Source organism: Paraplanobispora takensis (assembly GCF_016863195.1).
GTDB classification, from domain to species: domain Bacteria; phylum Actinomycetota; class Actinomycetes; order Streptosporangiales; family Streptosporangiaceae; genus Planobispora; species Planobispora takensis.
Map to the genome: position 1 here is coordinate 1 of NZ_BOOK01000090.1, position 18,694 is coordinate 18,694.

At 72.2% G+C, this 18,694-nt stretch carries 17 protein-coding genes; 5 read left to right on the forward strand and 12 right to left on the reverse strand.

Going from position 1 to position 18,694, the window contains the following annotated elements; translation table 11 throughout:
- Positions 1-174: 174 nt before the first annotated feature.
- The 9 genes from Pta02_RS39725 to uraD all read right to left on the reverse strand — a co-directional run bounded on the left by Pta02_RS39725 (position 175) and on the right by uraD (position 10,103).
- Positions 175-1,404, reverse strand: a complete 1,230-nt coding sequence (locus tag Pta02_RS39725; protein ID WP_203880217.1) for an XdhC family protein — start codon at positions 1,402-1,404, stop codon at positions 175-177.
- 85 nt (positions 1,405-1,489) lie between these two features.
- Positions 1,490-2,938, reverse strand: a complete 1,449-nt coding sequence (locus tag Pta02_RS39730; protein WP_203880218.1) for an NCS2 family permease — start codon at positions 2,936-2,938, stop codon at positions 1,490-1,492.
- 258 nt (positions 2,939-3,196) lie between these two features.
- A complete protein-coding gene (pucD, locus tag Pta02_RS39735; RefSeq protein WP_239131582.1) occupies positions 3,197-5,515 on the reverse strand; it encodes a xanthine dehydrogenase subunit D in 2,319 nt (772 codons plus the stop codon).
- Positions 5,516-5,589: 74 nt separating this feature from the next.
- Positions 5,590-6,978: an 8-oxoguanine deaminase gene (locus Pta02_RS39740; RefSeq protein WP_239131583.1), complete on the reverse strand. Its 1,389-nt coding sequence runs from the start codon at positions 6,976-6,978 to the stop codon at positions 5,590-5,592.
- On the reverse strand, positions 6,975-7,448 hold the full coding sequence (locus Pta02_RS39745; RefSeq protein WP_203880219.1) for a (2Fe-2S)-binding protein: 474 nt from the start codon (positions 7,446-7,448) through the stop codon (positions 6,975-6,977). Before Pta02_RS39745 ends, Pta02_RS39740 begins: the two co-directional genes overlap by 4 nt.
- Positions 7,448-8,323, reverse strand: a complete 876-nt coding sequence (locus Pta02_RS39750; RefSeq protein WP_203880220.1) for an FAD binding domain-containing protein — start codon at positions 8,321-8,323, stop codon at positions 7,448-7,450. Before Pta02_RS39750 ends, Pta02_RS39745 begins: the two co-directional genes overlap by 1 nt.
- 5 nt (positions 8,324-8,328) lie before the next feature.
- Positions 8,329-9,228, reverse strand: coding sequence for a factor-independent urate hydroxylase (gene pucL / locus Pta02_RS39755; RefSeq protein WP_203880221.1), 900 nt, complete (start codon positions 9,226-9,228; stop codon positions 8,329-8,331).
- Between the two features lie 3 nt (positions 9,229-9,231).
- The gene (gene uraH / locus Pta02_RS39760; RefSeq protein ID WP_203880222.1) at positions 9,232-9,573 is read right to left on the reverse strand and encodes a hydroxyisourate hydrolase; all 342 of its coding nucleotides are present in this window, start codon (positions 9,571-9,573) and stop codon (positions 9,232-9,234) included.
- A complete protein-coding gene (gene uraD, locus Pta02_RS39765; RefSeq protein WP_203880223.1) occupies positions 9,570-10,103 on the reverse strand; it encodes a 2-oxo-4-hydroxy-4-carboxy-5-ureidoimidazoline decarboxylase in 534 nt (177 codons plus the stop codon). The genes uraH and uraD overlap by 4 nt, the downstream gene beginning before the upstream one ends.
- A gap of 218 nt (positions 10,104-10,321) precedes the next feature.
- Between uraD and Pta02_RS39770 the strand changes: the two genes are divergently transcribed.
- A complete protein-coding gene (locus Pta02_RS39770) occupies positions 10,322-11,890 on the forward strand; it encodes a PucR family transcriptional regulator (RefSeq protein ID WP_203880224.1) in 1,569 nt (522 codons plus the stop codon).
- 61 nt (positions 11,891-11,951) lie between these two features.
- Entirely contained in the window at positions 11,952-12,797 is an 846-nt protein-coding gene (locus Pta02_RS39775) for a deoxyribonuclease IV (RefSeq protein ID WP_203880225.1), read from the forward strand.
- 740 nt (positions 12,798-13,537) lie between these two features.
- Here Pta02_RS39775 and Pta02_RS39780 read toward each other — a convergent pair.
- From Pta02_RS39780 to Pta02_RS39790, 3 genes are all read right to left on the reverse strand, one after another.
- Positions 13,538-14,296 (reverse strand): LytR/AlgR family response regulator transcription factor, encoded by a 759-nt coding sequence (locus Pta02_RS39780; protein ID WP_203880226.1) that lies wholly within the window; start codon positions 14,294-14,296, stop codon positions 13,538-13,540.
- Between the two features lie 67 nt (positions 14,297-14,363).
- Entirely contained in the window at positions 14,364-15,557 is a 1,194-nt protein-coding gene (locus Pta02_RS39785; protein WP_203880227.1) for a sensor histidine kinase, read from the reverse strand.
- 48 nt (positions 15,558-15,605) lie between these two features.
- Positions 15,606-16,202, reverse strand: a complete 597-nt coding sequence (locus tag Pta02_RS39790) for a molybdopterin-dependent oxidoreductase (RefSeq protein ID WP_203880233.1) — start codon at positions 16,200-16,202, stop codon at positions 15,606-15,608.
- A 323-nt stretch (positions 16,203-16,525) separates the two neighbouring features.
- On the opposite strand from Pta02_RS39790, the gene aroF reads away from it, so the two are divergent.
- The 3 genes from aroF (at position 16,526) to Pta02_RS39805 (ending at position 18,524) form a co-directional block, all read left to right on the forward strand.
- The gene (gene aroF, locus Pta02_RS39795; protein ID WP_203880228.1) at positions 16,526-17,563 is read left to right on the forward strand and encodes a 3-deoxy-7-phosphoheptulonate synthase; all 1,038 of its coding nucleotides are present in this window, start codon (positions 16,526-16,528) and stop codon (positions 17,561-17,563) included.
- A gap of 164 nt (positions 17,564-17,727) precedes the next feature.
- Positions 17,728-18,012 carry a YiaA/YiaB family inner membrane protein gene (locus Pta02_RS39800; RefSeq protein WP_203880229.1) on the forward strand — a complete coding sequence of 95 codons (285 nt, stop codon included), beginning with the start codon at positions 17,728-17,730 and terminating at the stop codon, positions 18,010-18,012.
- Positions 18,013-18,140: 128 nt separating this feature from the next.
- Positions 18,141-18,524, forward strand: a complete 384-nt coding sequence (locus Pta02_RS39805) for a response regulator transcription factor (protein WP_203880230.1) — start codon at positions 18,141-18,143, stop codon at positions 18,522-18,524.
- Positions 18,525-18,694: the final 170 nt, after the last annotated feature.

The following is an 18,694-nucleotide window of genomic DNA, read 5'->3' on the forward strand; positions in this document are numbered from 1 at the left end:
CGGGTGGACAAGCTCATCGCCGGCATGTGACCGGGTGGAGCCGGGGAACCGACGCCGCACCGGCGGGGATCATGTCCCGTCGCGCTGGACCGTCCCCCTCTACCCGGGGAGACACGATGGAACTCTCTCAACGACCGGAGTGACTCCCGGCGCGGGCCTTGCGGTGGAGAGGACTCACGCAGCCTCGCCGGGAACGCCCAGGCGGGGACGCCCGGCGGGTACGGCCCGGCCCGCGGAGTGGATGGGACCGGCGGTCCGCGTGAGGGGCAGGCCGGTGCCGCCCCGGCGCAGGGCGACGAACTCCGCGGCGATGGACAGGGCGGTCTCCTCGGGGGTGCGGGCGCCCAGGTCGAGACCGATGGGCGAGCGCAGCCGCGACAGCTCCGCCTCGCTCAGACCGGCCGCGCGCAGGCGGGCCATGCGGTCGGTGTGGGTACGGCGTGAGCCCATCGCCCCCACGTAGGCGACCGGGAGCCGCAGCGCGACCTCCAGCAGCGGCACGTCGAACTTGGCGTCGTGGGTGAGCACGCAGACCACGGTCCGGGAGTCCACCCGCGTGCGGGCGAGATAGCGGTGCGGCCAGTCGACGACGACCTCGTGGGCCTCGGGGAAGCGGCGCGGGGTGGCGAAGACGGGCCGGGCGTCGCAGACCGTGACGTGGTGGCCGAGGAAGCGGCCGGCGCGGGTGAGCGCGGCGGCGAAGTCGATGGCGCCGAAGACGAGCAGGCGGGGCGGGGGCGCGTAGGCCTCGGCGAAGACGGTGACCTCCCGCCCCTCGCAGCCGATGGTGCGAACGCCGGTGAGCCCGGCCTCCAGCATGGCCCGCGCCTCGGCCACCACGACCCCGGCGGTCGTCTCCTCCCCGGAGTCGCCGAGAACCCGGTCCCCGAAGACCGCCAGGAGACCCGTGTCCGGACCCGGACGACCACCGGCGCCCTCGGCCCGGCCGGTACTGCCGACCGGACCGACGCTCTCGGTCGGGCCGGTGTCCTCGCTCGGATCCACACTGCCGAGGTCGCGGACGATCGCGACAGGTTCGCCCCGCCGTACCGCCTCCAGGGCCTCGGCGAGCACCGGGACCGCCGGAGAGGCGGCCGGGAACGGCCAGACGAGCACCTCGATCGTCCCGCCACAGGTCAAGCCCACGGCGAAGGCGTCGTCGTCGGAGTAGCCGAAGCTCCGCCGGGCGGGCTCTCCGGTCCGGATCGCCTCCCGGCAGAGCTCGTAGACGGCGCCTTCGACGCAACCACCGGAGACGCTGCCGACGGCCTCACCGTCGCCGTTCACCGCGAGCGCGGCCCCCGGCTGCCGGGGGGCGCTCCCCCCGACCCCGATCACCGAGGCGACCGCGAACGCCCGCCCTTCCCCGAGCCACCCGAGCAGCTCGTCGGCGATTTCACGCATCGGAAGAACCTCCAGTCGTCACGGAAGAACAGCCCCTCGCCGTACAACGGCGCCGCCGTACGGAGATCGGCCGGGGGACTCGGGATCAGGTGAAGAGGCCCTCGACGGCGCCGATGCCGAAGTAGGCGACGAAGACGGCGCTGATGACCCACAGGAGCCAGTGGATCTGGTCGAAGCGGCCGCGGGCGGCCTTGATGACGGTGTAGGCGATGACGCCGGCACCCACTCCGTTGGTGATGGAGTAGGTGAAGGGCATCAGCGCGATGGTCAGGAAGGCCGGGATGGCCAGGTCGATGTCGTCCCATTCGATCTTGCGGGCGGCGGTCATCATCAGGGCGCCGACCAGGACCAGGGCGGGGGCCGCGGCCTGGGCGGGTACGACGGCCGCCAGCGGGGTCAGGAACATCGCCCCCGCGAAGAGCGCGCCGGTCACCAGGCTGGCGAGGCCGGTGCGAGCGCCCTCCCCGACTCCGGCGGCCGACTCGACCACGATGGTGTTGGCGGAACCGCCGGTGACGCCGCCGATGACGGCGCCGAAGCCGTCGATCGTCAGGATCTTGCCGACGCCCGGGATGCGGCCCTGCTCGTCGGCCATCCCGGCCTCCTCGCCGACGCCGAGGATGGTCCCCATCGCGTCGAAGAAGCCGGACAGCACCAGGGTGAACAGCACCACCGTGGCGGTGAGCACGCCCGCCGCGCCGAAGCCGCCGAACAGGTCCACGTCGAACAGCAGGCCGAAGTCCGGCGTGGAGACGATCTTCTCGGGGAGCTCGGGCGTCACCACGCCGGGCCACTTCACCCCGTCCACCAGCGCGTTGATCACGATGGCCAGTACGGTGGCGGCCACGATGCCGATCAGGATGGCGCCGGGGACGCGCCGGGCGAACAGGGCGAACATCAGCAGCAGGCCCACGCAGAAGACCACGATGGGCCAGCCGGACAGCCGCCCGCCGGTGCCGAGGGTCACCACGGTGCCCTCGCCCCGGCCGACGAAGCCGGCGTCCACCAGGCCGATGAGCGCGATGAACATGCCGATGCCGACGCCGATGGCGTGCTTGAGCGGGGTGGGGATGGCGTCCATGATGAGCTGCCGGATGCCGGTGAGCGCGAAGATCACGATCACCACGCCCTCCAGCACGACCAGGCCCATGGCCTGGTTCCACGTCATGTGCGGGGCGGCCTGGAAGGCCACCACGGGGGCGATGCCGAGACCGGAGGCCAGGGCGAAGGGGGCGTTGCCCACCAGGCCCATCAGGATCGTGGTGATCGCGGCGGAGAGCGCGACCGCGGTGGTGAGCTGGGGGACGGTCATCGCGGCGCCGGTCACGTCCTTGGCGCCGCTGAGGATGATGGGGATGAGCAGGATGATGTAGGCAACGGCCACGAACGTGGTGATGCCGCCACGAACCTCCCTGGCGACCGTCGTCCCCCGGCCGGTGAGGTCGAAGAAACGGTCGATCCAGGTCCGGGAGGTCCCGGAGGCGCCGGGCGCCTCGGGGTCCTCGCCGGAGGGCCGGGTCTGCAGCTGGGTCATGGTCGGGCCCTCCCAAGGGCGTAGTCGACCCACGGAGGACCCCGGTGGCCGGACCGGGGTCGTCCGCATGGTTCGAGGGGGTGCGGTTGTGGGGTCTCTCCCGTTCACCCACGGGGGGTGGGGGTGTCCCGTGCTTCTCCCCGCCTGCCGCGGTCGCTTCGGCGAAGAGTCACGGGACGCCCCTAAAACGCCCGCGAGTCAGCATAAATCCTGACAAAGGGTGCGTTTCGCGATACGAGTGAGGGCTGCCCCTGTTGGTCAACTGCCTCCGGCGATGTGCTCCGGACGAACCGGCACTCGGGTGAGTGCGAGACCCGTGGCGTCGCGGATGGCCGCGACGATCGCGGGAGTGGAGGAGAGCGTGGGTGGCTCCCCGGCGCCGCGCAGCCCGTATGGGGCGCGCGGATCGGCGTTCTCCAGGATTTCCAGGCGCATCGGCGGCATGTCGAGGATGGTCGGGATCAGATAGTCGGTGAACGACGGGTTGCGCACCTTGCCGTCCGCGACCACGATCTCCTCCATCACCGCCAGGCCGAGGCCCTGGGCGGTGCCGCCGTGGATCTGCCCCTCCAGCGAGAGGCGGTTGAGGATCTTGCCGACGTCCTGGACGGCGGCCAGCTCCACGACCTTCACCAGGCCGAGCTCGACGTCGACGTCCACCACGGCCCGGTGGACGCACAGAGCGAGCTGCGTGTGCGAGTCCCCCCTGCCGCTCACGGGGTCCATGCCCGTGGTCGGCTCGTGGTGGTACTCGCGGGTCTCCTCGACGACGGCGTCGCCGAGGACGTCTTCGATGGTGGCGAGCACGCCCGCGCTCTCCGAGACGACCTTGCCGCCGGCCAGCGACAGGTCGTCGTAGCTACGGCCCAGCTTCGCGGCGGCCAGGGCGAACACGCGCTCCCGCACCGCCTGGCAGGCCGTCATCACCGCGCCGCCGGTCATGTAGGACTGGCGCGAGGCGGAGCTGGAGCCGGCGTCGCCCACCTGGTTGTCGGCCGGGTGGATGACGACCCGGCCGACCCCCAGCTCGGTGCGGGCGATCTGGGCCTCCAGCGTCACCAGCCCCTGGCCGACCTCGGCGGCCGCGGTGTGCACCAGCACGGTCGCCTCGCCGCCGATCACCTCCAGGCGGACCCGGGCGGTGGAGTAGTCGTCGAAGCCCTCCGAGAAGCAGATGTTCTTCAGGCCCACGCCGTACCCCACGCCGCGCCGCACCCCCTCGCCGTGGGTGGTCTGCGAGGCGCCGCCGGGCAGGTTGCGGATGTCGGCGGGGTCCAGCGGCGGCGGCATGGGCAGCTCGCGGGCCTGCTGGAGCATCTCGGCCATCGGCAGCGGGGCCCAGACCACCTGGCCGGTGGCCAGCTCGCTGCCCTGGGAGGCGGCGTTGACCTGCCGGACGGTGACCGGGTCGAGCCCGCACGCCTCGGCGAGCTTGTCCATCATCGACTCGTAGGCGAAGCACGCCTGCACCGCGCCGAAGCCGCGCATCGCACCGCAGGGCGGGTTGTTGGTGTACACGCCGTAGGCGTCGATCTTGATGTTCGGGATGACGTACGGCCCCACGCCCAGCGAGGCGGCGTTGCCGACCACGTTCATCGTCGCGGAGGTGTAGGCGCCGCCGTCCAGGAGGATCTCCACGTCGGCGTAGAGGATCCTCCCGTCCTTCGTGGCGCCGTACTCGTAGCGCATCTGGGCCGGGTGGCGGTGCACGTGGCCGAAGAACGACTCGTACCGGTTGTAGACGATCTTGACGGGCTTGCCGGTGTGCATCGCGAGCATGCCCGCGTGGATCTGCATCGACAGGTCCTCGCGCCCGCCGAAGGCCCCGCCGACGCCCGAGAGCGTCATGCGGATCTTCTCCTCGGGCAGGCCCAGGCACGGGGCGATCTGCTTGAGGTCGTTGTGCATCCACTGGGTGGCCACGTACAGGTCCACCCCGCCGTCCTCGGCGGGCACGGCCAGACCGGACTCCGGCCCGAGGAACGCCTGGTCCTGGATGCCGACCCGGTACTCGCCGGAGACGACCACCTCGGCGCGGGCCTTGGCGGCCTCGACGTCGCCGACCCGGACCGGCTGGTGGCGGGCGAGGTTGCCGCGCGGCTGGACCCGCGGGTACGTCGGGTCGAACGCGGCCCGGCGGGCGTCGGTGAGCGGCTCCAGGACCTCGTACTCGATCCGGATCTTCTCCATCGCCCGGCGCGCGGTCTCCGGGTGGTCGGCCGCCACCAGCGCGATCGGCTCGCCCTGGTGGCGCACCTCGCCTGCGGCCAGGACCGGCTGGTCCCAGGTGTGGTCCAGGCCGAAGTGCTTGCGGCCCGGGACGTCCTCGTGGGTCAGCACGGCCGCCACGCCGGGGTGGGCCAGCGCCTCGGAGACGTCGATCGAGACGATCTTCGCGCGGGGGTGCGGGCTGCGCAGCGTCGCGCCCCAGAGCATGCCGTCGATCCACAGGTCGGAGGCGTAGGCGAACTCGCCCTTGACCTTCAGCGTCCCGTCGGGGCGCAGCGGGCTGTCGCCCACTCCCCCGGTCCCGGGGGCCGCGATCTCACGCGGCGCGCGCGCCGGCGCGGAGCTCACCACTGCCTCCTTCGTCGGCCGCGTTCGCGACGCCGCTGTGTCCATGGCCCGCTCGCTCATGTTTGCCGTGCCGGTCACGAGTGAACCTCCTTGGCGGCGGTGAAGCCCTGCTCCTCGGCCAGGCGCAGCAGGCGGCGGTGGGCGTCCCCGCCGGCGCGGCCGAGCGCGTCCTGGGAGACCGTGCGCAGCTCGTCGTCCTCGACGATCGTCTCGCCGCCCACCAGCAGGCGGGCCAGCGGCGGCTGGGCGGTGGCGAAGACCAGGGTGGCGACCGGGTCGGTGATCGCCGAGGCGAAGGCGCCGTCGGTCCGCCACAGGGCGATGTCGGCGAGCTTGCCCGGCTCCAGGGTGCCCAGCTCGGCCTCCCGGCCGAGGTTCCTCGCCCCGCCGAGGGTGGCCATCTCCAGGGCCTGGCGGGCGGTCAGCGCGGTGGGACCGTACCTCGCCCGCTGGAAGAGCACGGCCTGGCGCATCTCGCCGGAGAGCGTGGTCAGCTCGGAGGAGGCGTTGCCGTCCACGCCGAGACCGACGATCGCGCCCCGGGCCAGCATCTCCGAGACCCGGGCGATGCCCGCGCCCAGGCGCCCGTTGGAGCTGGGGCAGTGCGCCGAGCCGGTGCCGGTCTGGGCGAAGACCTCGATGTCGGCGTCGCTGAGGTGGATGGCGTGGGCGAACCACACGTCCGGGCCGAGCCAGCCGAGCTTCTCCATGTAGTCGACCGGGCGCATGCCCACCTGCTGGAGCAGGTGCTCCTCCTCGTCGAGGGTCTCGGCCAGGTGGGTGTGCAGGCGCACGCCCTTGGCCCGGGCCAGCTCGGCGGCCTCGACCATCAGCTCGGCGCTGACCGAGAACGGCGAGCACGGGCCGATCGCCACGCGCAGCTTCGAGGAGAAGGAGGGGTCGTGGTAGGTGTCCACGGCCTTGGCGCTCTCGGCGAGGATCTCCTCGTGCTTCTCCACCACCACGTCCGGCGGCAGGCCGCCCTTGGACTGTCCCCGGTCCATCGAGCCGCGCACCGGGTGGAAGCGGATGCCCACCTCGCGGGCGGCCTCGATCTCGGCGGCGAACAGGTCGCCGCGCCCCTTGGGGAAGACGTAGTGGTGGTCGGAGGAGGTGGTGCAGCCGGACAGGGCCAGGAAGCCCAGTCCCGCCCCGGCCGCGCCCCTGACGACCTCGGCGTCCATCGCGGCCCACACCTGGTAGAGCGCGACCAGCCACTCGAACAGCGTGGCGTCCTGGGCGAGTCCCTGGGAGGCCCACTGGTAGAGGTGGTGGTGGGTGTTGACCAGGCCGGGGGTGGCCAGGCAGCCGGTGCCGTCGATCCGGGTGGCGCCCGGGATGGCCGGGGCAGGACCGGCCCCGAGCGCCACGATCTTGTCGCCCTCGATGTGGACGAAGCCGGAGGGGATCTCCGGACCGGCCACCGGGGCGATGTAGGCGTTCTCGATCAGTACGGTCCTCACGAGGCGGCCGCCTTGCGGGCCGCGGCGAGCCGTACCGCGTCGAGGATCTTCTCGTAGCCGGTGCACCGGCACAGGTTGCCCGCCAGGGCCTCGCGGATCTCGGCGTCCGAGGGCTGGGCGACCCGCTCGATCAGGTCGTGGGCCTGCACGACGAGGCCGGGGGTGCAGAAGCCGCACTGTACGGCGCCGCACTCCACGAACGCCTCCTGGACCGGGTCGAGCCGATCGCCGTCGGCCAGGCCCTCGACGGTGCGGACCTCGCGGCCCTCGGCCTGCCCGGCCGCCACCAGGCAGGCGCAGACCGGCGTGCCGTCGAGATGGACGGTGCAGGAGCCGCACTCGCCCTGCTCGCAGGCGTTCTTGGAACCGGGCAGGCCCACGCGCTCGCGCAGCACGTACAGGAGGCTCTCGCCCTCCCACACGTCGTCGGCCGTCTCCCGGCGGCCGTTCACGGTGAAGGTGACGCGCATCAGCCGGCCCTCCTTTCGAAGTGTCCGGACCGGAACTCGTTCCAGGCCCAGGTCAGGGTGCGGCGCGCCATCACGCCGATGGCGTGGCGGCGGTAGTCGGCGGTGCCGCGCACGTCGTCGATCGGGGAGGCGGCCTGCGCGGCCAGCTCCCCGAAGCGGGCCAGCACCGCGGGGTCGAGCCGGGCCTCCCAGTCGAGCTCGGCGGCCAGGAACTCCTCGGCGGCCAGGGCCCGGCGGGGCGTCGGGGCGGCCGAGCCGATGCCGGTGCCGACCCGGCGCTCGTCGGGGTGCAGCGCGATCGCGAAGGAGCAGACCGCGATCACCATGGCGTTGCGGGTGCCGACCTTGGAGAAGTACTGCGGGCCGCCGGCCGGGCTCATCCAGAAGGCGCGGATCAGCTCGTCCGGCTCCAGCGCGCTGCGCTTGACGCCCAGGTAGAACTCGGCGGCGGGGATCATCCGCACCCCGCGGGCGGCGGACTCGACCTCGATGACCGCGTCCCCGGCCAGCAGCGGCGGGTGGCTGTCCCCGGCGGGCGAGGCCGCGCCGAGGTTGCCGCCCACGGTGCCCCGGTTGCGGATCTGGGGCGAGCCGACCGTGCGCGCGGCCTGCGCCAGGCCGGGCAGCCGGTTGCCCAGCTCGGTGATCAGCCGCACGTACGGCACGCCCGCGCCGACCCGCAGCCGGCCGTCTCCCCCGGAGGTCCACTCGGCCAGCTCGGCGACCGGGTTCAGGTCCAGCAGCGCGGCCGGGCGGTGGAGGTCGAAGTTGAGCTCGACCATCACGTCGGTGCCGCCCTGGATGGGCACCGCCTCCGGCCGGTCCGCCTTGGCGGCAAGCGCCTCCGCCCACGTGGTGGGCCGCAGGAAATCCATCGTGGTCACTCCCAGGCGAAAGCGGCGTCGGGGGCGTCGTCGGTGCGGACGGCGCCCTCGATCAGCCCGTAGGGTCGGTCGGCGGCGTAGAAGACCTCGTTGGGGTTGTCCATTCCGAACGGCTCCAGGTCGACCAGGAAGTGGTGCTTGTTCGGCATGGCCATGCGCACCTCGCAGATCTCCGGGCGCGTCTTCAGCGCCCGCTCGCCCATGGCGTACAGGGTCTGCTGCAGGGAGAGGCTGTGGGTCCCGGCGAAGGCCTCCAGCAGGCAGCGCCGTACCTCGTCGTAGGACTCGCCGAAATCGTGGGACTCGCCGAAGGCGGAGTCGTCCGGGACGTGCCGCCACTGCGCGGAGACGGCGGTGGCCAGGACGCGGTCGGTGGTCGGCTGCAGGGTGGTGTACTCGTCCCGGATGTAGCCGTGGAACTCCGAGCCGGTCGAGTTGAGCACCACCAGGTCCTTCAGGCCGGAGACCACGGTGGTGCGGCCGTCGCGGTCGTGGTGGACGACGCAGGTGCGGACCTCCCGGCCGGAGCGGACGAAGGAGTGCCGCTCCTCGCGCCCGCCGGAGACGGGGATGCGGTCCCAGAAGTACTCCTCGATCTCCACGCGGGCGTGGTGGATGGAGGGCTGGGAGGCCACGTAGTGCCGGGCCAGCAGGAGCGCGAAGTCCTCGATCTGGTCGATGCCGTGCTTCCTGGCGAAGGCGTAGGCGGTGTTCTTCTGCGTGTCCGTCGGCAGCACCGCGGCGTTGTCGCCGGTCAGGTGCACCTCCTGCATGTCGCCCGAGAGCGCGGAGCTGACGTTGATGTCCTTGAGGTGGTGGGTCGCGCCGTCCCTGACGACGCGGACCACGCGGGTCTCGGCCTTCCCGTAGCGGTTGGGCCCGAGAACGACGGTCATGTGCTAGCTCCCTCGATACGTCGAATAGGCGAACGGGCTGAGCAGCAACGGCACGTGGTAATGCTCATCCGGGTTGTCGATCGTGAAGGTGATGACCACCTCGGGGTAGAAGGCGCTCACCCCCCGCTCGGCGAAGTAGGAACCGGTGTCGAACACCAGCCGGTGGACGCCCGCCCCCGGCGACCAGCCCGAGAGCCGGCCGTCGGCGTCGGTGTGCCCTTCCACGACCACCGCTTCACCGTTGTCATCCGATCCGCCGCCGGCCGGACCGCTCTCCAGCCGTACGGCGACGCCCGCCGCGGGCCGGCCGAGCGCCGCGTCCAGAACGTGCGTGGACAGGCTCACGACTGGTCCCCCAGCAGCTTCGCCATGCGCAGCCGGGTGATCTTGGCGAGCTCCGCGCGGACCACCTCGCGCTCGGTGTCCTCGTCGTTCTGCAGCCGCTCGCGCAGGCGGGCGAGCATCTCCCCGGCCGACAGGCCCGTGGCGCAGATCAGGTAGACGTGCCCGAAGCGCTCCTCGTAGGCGAGGTTGCCCTCGGCGAGCCCGTCGAGCACGGCCCGCCCGGCCGCGTCCACCCCGGACTGCTCCTGGCGGGACCAGGCCGACTCCCGGCCGGCCCCGCCGGCGCGCTCCCCGATGCGGGGGTGCGCCTCCAGCGCCTCCCGTACGTCGGACCAGGCCAGGTCGTTCACGGCGGCGTCGGCCGCCGCGGTCAGCTGGGCGAGGTCGCGGTAGGGGCGCAGCGCCGCCACGGTGCGGGCGAAGGCCCGGCAGGCGCAGCACGTCAGCAGCTCGGCCTCGGCGTCGGCGGGGCCGAGCGCGTTGAAGCCGGCCAGCCTCGCAGGCGGTGCTGCGGAGTTCACGTTCGGCATGCCAGCAGTACACACACCGGTGCCCCGCACGGTCCAGCAGCAAGAACTCCGAACTGGGTCAGGGCTTCACCCCGGGTTTTCGTGTCATGCTCCAAGGCGCGGCCGTTCACGTGTCGGAGGCGTGTCGTCTCCGTATCGTGCCGGTGTCACCTCCCGCCGCCCGGTTCTGCCGGTGCCGTCGCTGGGTTACCCTCACCGCCGAGGAACGGAGGCTCCGCATGCGACTGAGCACGCTGGTGGAGATGACCGAGCTGGGACTGTCACCGGTCACGGGCCACGACGAGCTGGAGCGGACGATCCGCTGGGTCGTCACCACCGACCTGCTCGACCCCGGCCGCTACCTGAGCGGCGGCGAGCTGGTGCTGACCGGGCTGGTCTGGCGGCAGAGCCCGCAGGACAGCGAGCGGTTCGTGCGCAGCCTGGTCAACGCCGGGGTGTCCGCGCTGGGCGCCGGCGACACGCGCTGGGGCGAGATCCCCGGCGATCTCGTCGAGGCCTGCCGGCGGCACCGGATGCCGCTGTTCCACGTGCCGCAGGAGATGTCGTTCGCCGAGGTCACCGAGCACATCGTGCGGCGGTTGTCGGCCGCCAGGGCCTACGACATGACGGCCGTGCTGGACCGGCACCGCCGGCTCGTGGCGGGCGCCACCGCGGGCGCGGGCCTGGACCCGGTGCTCCACCTGCTCGGCCACGACCTGGGCATGCCGTGCTGGGTGCTCACCCCGGCCGGGCGCGTGGTGGCGGGCTCGCACCCGCTGCCCGAGGGCGTGGCCCCGCTGCTGGCCCGCGGCTTCCTGACCGCCAAGCGCATGCCGTGCACGCTGCGCGACGTCGAGCGCGGCGACGCCGGGCGATACTCGGTCTTCGCGGTGGACGAGCAGACGACCCCCCGGGTCGCCGACTGGTTCCTGGCGTTCCGGGGCTCCTTCGAGGACTGGCCGGAGGAACGGCGGGCGCTGGCCGGGGAGCTCGTGGCGGTGGTCGCCCTGGAGCGCGCCCGGCTGGACGACCGGCTCAGCCCCGAGGGCCGCATCGCCCAGGAGCTGGTGCAGCTCGTCGTCTCCGACGGCAAGCCCAGCGACATCCTGCCCCGGCTCCAGGTCACCGGCCTGACCGCCCATCCGGACGCCGCCCCGGACGCCGCCGCGCGGGGTTTCGTGGCGGTGGCCGCGGCCGCGCGCGGCGCGCTGCGCCCCGGCGAGCTGCGGGTCGTGGTCAGGGAGATCCTCAGCCGCTCGTGCGCCTCCCCGGTGGTGGGCGTGGCCGGGGAGGAGGTCATCGCGTTGATCCCCGCCCCGGAGTCCGACATCACCGCCGAGGTGCGCGAGGCGGTGCGGGCGCTGGCGCCGGGGCTGGGCACCGGCGGGTTCACCGTGGGGGTCAGCGGGATCGCCTCGGTCGACGGGCTGCGCGGCGCGGTCGAGGAGGCCCGCTACGCCCGCCGGATGGCCGAGGGCCGCGCCGAGCCGGACGCGGTCGTCGGCCACGACGAGCTGGCCACCCACGTGCTGCTGCTGGCCTCGGTCCCCGACGACATCCGGCACATGTTCCGGGTCCGGCTGCTGGACCCGCTGCGCGGCTACGACCAGGAGCACCGGGCCGACCTGGTCCGCACGCTGGAGGCGTTCCTGCAGGTGTCGGGATCCTGGACGAAGTGCGCGGAGATCCTGCACGTCCACGTCAACACGCTGCGCTACCGGATCCAGCGGATCCAGGACCTGACGGGCCGGGACCTGTCACGCCTGGAGGACCGCGTCGACTTCTTCCTGGCGCTGCGCCTGGCTTAGCAGGTCTGGGCTGAGTCGTTCTCCCTGGTTGTCGGCCGGTGGACCTAGAATCGGAGGCATCATGACTTCTCCTCTCTCCCCCATCGGCGGACACGTCTCCGTCACCGGCGGCCTGGCCAAGGGCGGGCTGCGCTACGCCTCGGACATCGGCGCCGAGGTGATCCAGGTGTTCGTCACCAACCCTCGCGGCTGGGCGCTGGCCGCCGGTGACCCGATCCAGGACGAGCGGCTGCGCGAGTCGGGCGTGCCGGCCTTCGTGCACGCGCCGTACCTCGTCAACCTCGGCTCCCCCACCGTCGAGACGCTGGAGAAGTCGGTGGCCACCGTACGGCACAACCTGCTGCGCGGCACCGCCATCGGCGCCAAGGGCCTGGTGGTGCACACCGGGTCGGCCGTCAGCCAGACCCGCGACGAGGCGCTGCGTCAGCTCCACGAGCACCTGCTCCCGCTGCTGGAGGAGATCCCCGACGACGGCCCCGACCTGCTGCTGGAGCCGATGGCCGGGCAGGGCGGGATGCTCTGCGCGACGGTCCAGGACCTGGAGCCCTACCTGGAGGCTCTGGAGTGGCATCCGAAGGCCGGCGTGTGCCTGGACACCTGCCACGCCTTCGCCGCCGGGCACGACCTGTCGACCCCCGAGGGGATCCAGGAGACCTTCGACGCCCTGCACGCGATCGCCCCCGGCCGCCTCAAGCTGATCCACGCCAACGACTCCAAGGACGTCTGCGACTCCAAGAAGGACCGGCACGAGAACATCGGGGCGGGCCACATCGGCGCCGAGGCCTTCGCCAACCTGATGCGCCACCCCGCGGCGGCGGGCATCCCGCTGTGCATCGAGACCCCGGGCGGCGCCGACAAGCACCGCGAGGACATCGAACTGCTGAAGAAGCTGCGCGCCTCCACCTGACCCCACAGCCCGCAAGCCGCCTTCCGCGGCACGGCCACCCGCGAGGGGACGCCGGTGAACCAACCGAGGAACGCCCACAGCCTGTGAGGAGGCGCCGGTGAACCAACCGAGGAGCGCCCGCAGCGAAGCGAGGACGTGACGAGGGCGGGAGCCGGACCAAGCCGCCTCCGAACCGCGACGCGTCAGCGTCGCCATAGACACCGCCTCCGAACCGCGACGCGCAGCGTCGCCATCAACACAGTGCGACGGGCGCCCGTCCCTCGTGATCCGGCCGCCCCCGTGTGGCCGGATCACGGTCCGGCCCGCGGCTATCACGGGCGTCCCGTCGCACCGGAGGCTGCCGGACCTCGCCCCCCCGGGCTTCGAGGTCCGACAGCCGGGCGGTCGCTCGCGCGTCCGCCCTGAGTCCCGGCACCAGTCCCCTGCGGGCCTCGCGGCCCCGGTCCCCCCTGGTGCGGCGGGATGAGCTTTCCGATGCAGGAACACTATGGGGGGCCTTCACCCGGCGACTCGCCGTTTCCGCGGAGCGCGACTAGCGGCGGGTAGTTGTCGACGTACGGAGAGTAGTCACGCGACGAGCGGTCGGAATCATACGACGAGCGGTCGGTTTACGGAGCACCGGGTGCCTCCGAACCCCACACCCGCTCATGAAATCCCGCCCGCCGTACGGCACCGCGCCCGCGGGATCGCCCCACCCGGGCGCCCCGTCAGTCGCCGCGTTCGCGTCTTCGCATTCACGTTCACGTCACCGCGTCCGACGTGACCGCACGGTCGCGGAACTGCCGGACGAGCTGCTCGCGCACCTGCCGGGTGTGACGGCGGCTGACGGGCAGCGTCCGGGTGCCGACCCTGAGGGTCACCCGCCCGCCGTCGAAGTGCAGCTCGCTCACGTGCCGCGCCGAGACCAGCGTGCTGCGGTGCACGCGGATGAACCCCGCCTCGCCCCAGCGGCGCTCCAGCGCGGCCAGGGACATGCGGATGAGGTGGCTGCCCTCCTCGGTGTGCAGCCGCACGTAGTCCCCCTTGGCCTCGGCGAACCACACCGCCTGCTGGGAGACGAACCGGGTCCGCCCGCCGAGCTCGACGGGGATGAGGTCCTCCGGCTCCGGTTCGGCTGCGGCGGGCGTCGCGGACTCCAGGCGGCGTACGGCCTCGGCCAGCCGGTCGGCCCGCACCGGCTTGAGCAGATAGTCCACGGCCTCCAGCTCGAAGGCCTGGACCGCGCAGTCCTCGTGGGCGGTGACGAAGACCAGGCGGGGCGGGTTGGGGAAGCCCCCGACGAGCCGGGCCAGGTCCAGCCCGTCCAGGCCGGGCATCCGGATGTCGAGGAAGACGCCGTCGAGCCGCTCTCCCGCGCCGATCATGCCGACCATGTCGTGGAGCGCGGTGACGCCGTCGGCGGCGGTGAAGACGCGTTCGATGCGCGGGTCGCCCCGCAGGAGGTAGGCCAGTTCTTCCAGTGCGGGGATCTCGTCGTCGACGGCCAGGACGCGCAGCATGCACCACACGCTGCCGTCTGCGGCCCGGCCGCCGCAAGCCGTACGTCAACTATTGGTAAACAATTAACTACAAAGAGCTATTGCCGGGGCGCGCCTTCGGCACCCGCAGCCGGACGCGCGTCCCGGACCCCAGTGCGGTCTCCACGACCAGGCCGTAGTCGTCGCCGTAGATCTGCCGCAGCCGCAGGTCCACGTTGGCCAGCCCGATCCCGCCCTCGCCCCGCCCCTGGCGCAGCTCGTCGTCCAGCAGCGTCCGGGCGTGCGCCGGGTCCATGCCGAGGCCGTCGTCCTCGACGCTGATGTGCGCCTCGGGACCGGCGTCCTCGATCACCACCCGGACCTCGCCCGAACCGCCGTTGTGCACCAGACCGTGCTTGATCGCGTTCTCCACCAGCGGCTGCAGGCACAGGAAGGGCACCGGTACGGCCAGCGCCTCGGGCGCGACCCGGACGGTGAAGCGGAGCCGGTCGCCGAACCTGGCGCGCTCCAGCAGCAGATAGCGGTCCACGCAGTGCAGCTCGTCGGCCAGCGTGGTGAAGTCGCGGGCCCGGCGCAGCGCGTAGCGGGTGAAGTCGGCGAAGTCCACCAGCAGCTCGCGGGCCCGCTCGGGGTCGGTGCGGACGAAGGAGGCGATGGTGGTCAGCGAGTTGTAGACGAAGTGGGGCGAGATCTGCGCGCGCAGCGCCCGCATCTCCGCCTCCACGGCGCGCCGCCGGGAGGAGTCGAGCTCGGCGAGCTCCAGCTGGCCGGAGACCCACCGGCCGACCTCGGTGACGGTCCGCACCAGGGCCGCGCTGACCTCGGCGTCGTAGGCGGCCAGCGCACCGACCACCCGCCCGTCCACCTCCAGCGGCACGATCACCGCGCCCCGGACCGGGCAGCCCGGCCGCCCGCAGGCGAGCGACTGCCCCGTCACCACCTGCGGGCGGCCCGAGGCCAGGGCGGTCCCGGCGTGCCCGGCGGCCTGGCCGGTGTGGCACTCCAGCGCGCCGTCCCAGGCGAGCAGGCCGTCGGTGCCGGTCAGCGCGACGGCTCCGGTGCCGAGCAGCGTCCTCAGGTGGCGTACGGCCTCGCCCGCCGACTCCCGGCTCAGCCCGGCCCGCAGCGACGGGGCCGCCATCGCCGCGACGTGCAGGGTGGCGAAGGTCGCCTCGTCCTGCCAGCCGCCGGGGTGGCAGGGGAACTCCCCCCTGCGGCGGGGCAGGACGAATCCGAGGAAGGCGCAGGTCAGGCAGAGCAGCGCCCAGCCGCTGGTCGACATGCGGGCAACCGTAGCCAACCGGCCCCGGGGATCAGGGGGAAACACCGATCACGGTGGGCCTTCGCCCGGTTCCTCCTGATAGGAGTAGCGCTGTTCCCTCCAGGGGTCGGCGATGTTGTGATAGCCGCGCTCCTCCCAGAAGCCGCGCCTGTCCTCCACCATGTACTCCACCGCGCGCACCCACTTGACGCTCTTCCACGCGTACAGGTGGGGGACGACCGCCCGGACCGGGAAGCCGCGCTCCGGCGTGATGGGCTTGCCGTCCAGCTCCATCGCGAACAGGGTCTGGTCGCGGGCGAAGTCGCTCATCCTGATGTTGGCGCTGTAGCCGTACTCGGCCCAGAGCATCACGTGCCGGACCTCCGGCGCCGGCGGGGCCAGCTCCATCAGAGTGGCCGCGGAGACGCCGCTCCACTCGTTGCCCATGACCGAGAACTTGGTGACGCAGTGGAAGTCGGCCACGGCCGTCGTGCGGGGCAGTTCGGAGAAGCGTTCCCAGGAGAACCGGTACTGCTCACCCGAGGCCGTCGCCCCCATGACGTGGAACTCCCAGGTCGCCGGGCGGAAGGTCGGCACCCGTCCGTAGTGGATCACCGGCTGCCCTCGGGGGACGTACTGCCCCGGGGGCAGGCGAGTCTCCTCCAGCGGGGTTTCGGACTGATCCACCCTCACTCCTCACGCCGTTTCCCGATGGCACGGGGCAATCCTGCCATCGCGGGTTTCCCGCCGGACGGGCGGCCACCGGCTAACGGGGGCGTACCGGTATTCCGGGTGGGTGCGCTAGCATTGCCCGCGATGCGTACTGCGTTCTGGTTTTGGTATGGCGACGGACCCGTGAGTCGGACCGTTCGCCTCCAGATGCTGCGCTGACAGCCTGGCGAACGAACGAAGGCCCCGGGTCCGGATATCGGACCCGGGGCCTTCGTCGTTCTCCGGATCGTTCAAGACTCGATCATCTGAGGAGAGACATGGTCATCGTCATGGCCCCCGAGGCCACCGCGGCGGACATCGAAGCGATCGTGGAGGTCATCTCCGCGGCGGGCGGCAGCGCCTTCGTCAGCCGGGGTGTGAACCGTACGATCATCGGCCTGGTCGGCGACGTCGCCCAGTTCAGTTCGCTGGACCTGCGCGGCATGCGCGGCGTGGCCGACGTGATGAGGGTGACGGCGCCCTACAAGCTGGTGAGCCGGGACAACCACCCCGAGCGCTCGACGGTGAGCGTCGGCGGGGTGCCGATCGGTCCGGACACGGTGACGTTGATCGCGGGCCCGTGCGCGGTGGAGACCCCCCAGCAGACCCTGGAGGCGGCCCAGATGGCCAAGGCCGCCGGGGCCACCCTGTTGCGCGGCGGCGCCTACAAGCCCCGCACCTCCCCCTACGCCTTCCAGGGCCTGGGCGAGGCGGGCCTGCGCATCCTCGCCGACGTGCGCGCCGAGACCGGGCTGCCGATCGTGACCGAGGTCGTGGACGCCCACGACGTCGAGCTGGTCGCCTCCTACGCCGACATGCTGCAGGTCGGCACCCGCAACGCGCAGAACTTCGCGCTGCTGCAGGCCGTCGGCGGGATCGGCAAGCCGGTCATGCTCAAGCGCGGCATGAGCGCCACCATCGAGGAGTGGCTGATGGCCGCCGAGTACATCGCCCAGCGCGGCAACCTGGACATCGTGCTGTGCGAGCGCGGCATCCGCACCTTCGAGACCGCCACCCGCAACACCCTGGACGTCTCGGCCGTGCCGGTGGCCCAGCGACTGTCCCACCTGCCGGTCATCGTCGACCCGTCCCACTCCGGCGGCCGCCGCGACCTGGTCCTGCCGCTCACCCGCGCCGCCATCGCCGCGGGCGCCGACGGCGTGATCATCGATGTGCACCCCCACCCCGAGCAGGCGCTGTGCGACGGCCCCCAGGCCCTGGTGGACGGCGACCTGCGCGAGCTGTCCCGGGTGATGCGCCAGTTCCCCCCGCTGCTGGGCAAGACCCTCGCCGGCGACGTGCTGACCGTGGCCTGATCCGGGCCCGTTCTCCGATCACGCGATGACCGCCACGAGCATCCCCGAGCCGGGTACGGCCACGGCCACAAGCCGCCGGCCGTACCCGCCCGCGAGGCGTACTCATGAGTAACTGAGTATCCGCGCTCATGCCCCGGGACCGGCGGGTCCCGGATCGTGGTCCCATGACGAAAGCGATCCAGCCCAAGAACACCCAGGCCTTCTACATCCAGTCGATCCTGTCCTTCGGGATCTCGGTCTCGGCGGTCACTATCGGCCTGGTCTATCTGCCGGTCGACAGGTGGGTGCGCGGCTTCCTGGTCATCGGGGTGCTGTACGTCATCACCTCGACCTTCACCCTGGCCAAGTGCGTGCGCGACCGCCAGGAGTTCTCCGAGGTCGCCAGTCGCGTCGACCAGGCACGCCTGGACAAGCTCCTGTCCGAGCACGACCCCTTCAAAGTCGACTGAGCGCTTGCCTGCGGCACGGGGTACGGAGGCCGCAGAGCGCTTCAAGCTTTGGCAAAACGCTTCAGAGTTGAATTAATTCCACCCATCAGGGAATTCCGGGACTAGGGGTCTATCCGGGGGGTGGGGTGATGGCCAGTGTCCTGGTCGTGGAGGACGACGCCGACATCCAGTTCATGATCAGCTTCTTGCTCAAGAAGGCGGGGCATGCGGTACGGACGGCCGACGACGGTCACATGGCGTTGGAGAAGTGGGCCGAGGAGCGGCCGGACCTGGTCATCCTCGACTGGATGATGCCCGGGCTCACCGGTCCCGAGGTGTGCGCGAGGATCCGCGGGATGCCGGGCGGGCAGGACGTGGCCGTGCTCATGTTGACCGCCAAGTCGGAGAAGGACGACGTGACCGAGGCGTTCGCCGCCGGCGTCGACGACTACATGACCAAGCCGTTCAGCCCCCGTGAGCTTCCCGACCGCGTCGAGGCCCTGCTGGCCCGGGTGGCGCAGAGCCGCCTGTGACGGACCGGGGTGCGCGAAGGCGCGTGTGGGAGGCGGGTGTGGGAGGCGCGGCGGCGGGGAACACGGAAGAGGCCTCAGAGGGGATCACGGAAAGAGGCGAGGCCCCGTCTCCACGGAGTCCGTGGAGACGGGGCCCGGGTCCGGAGACGGGTCCCGCCGCCCCTCCCGCC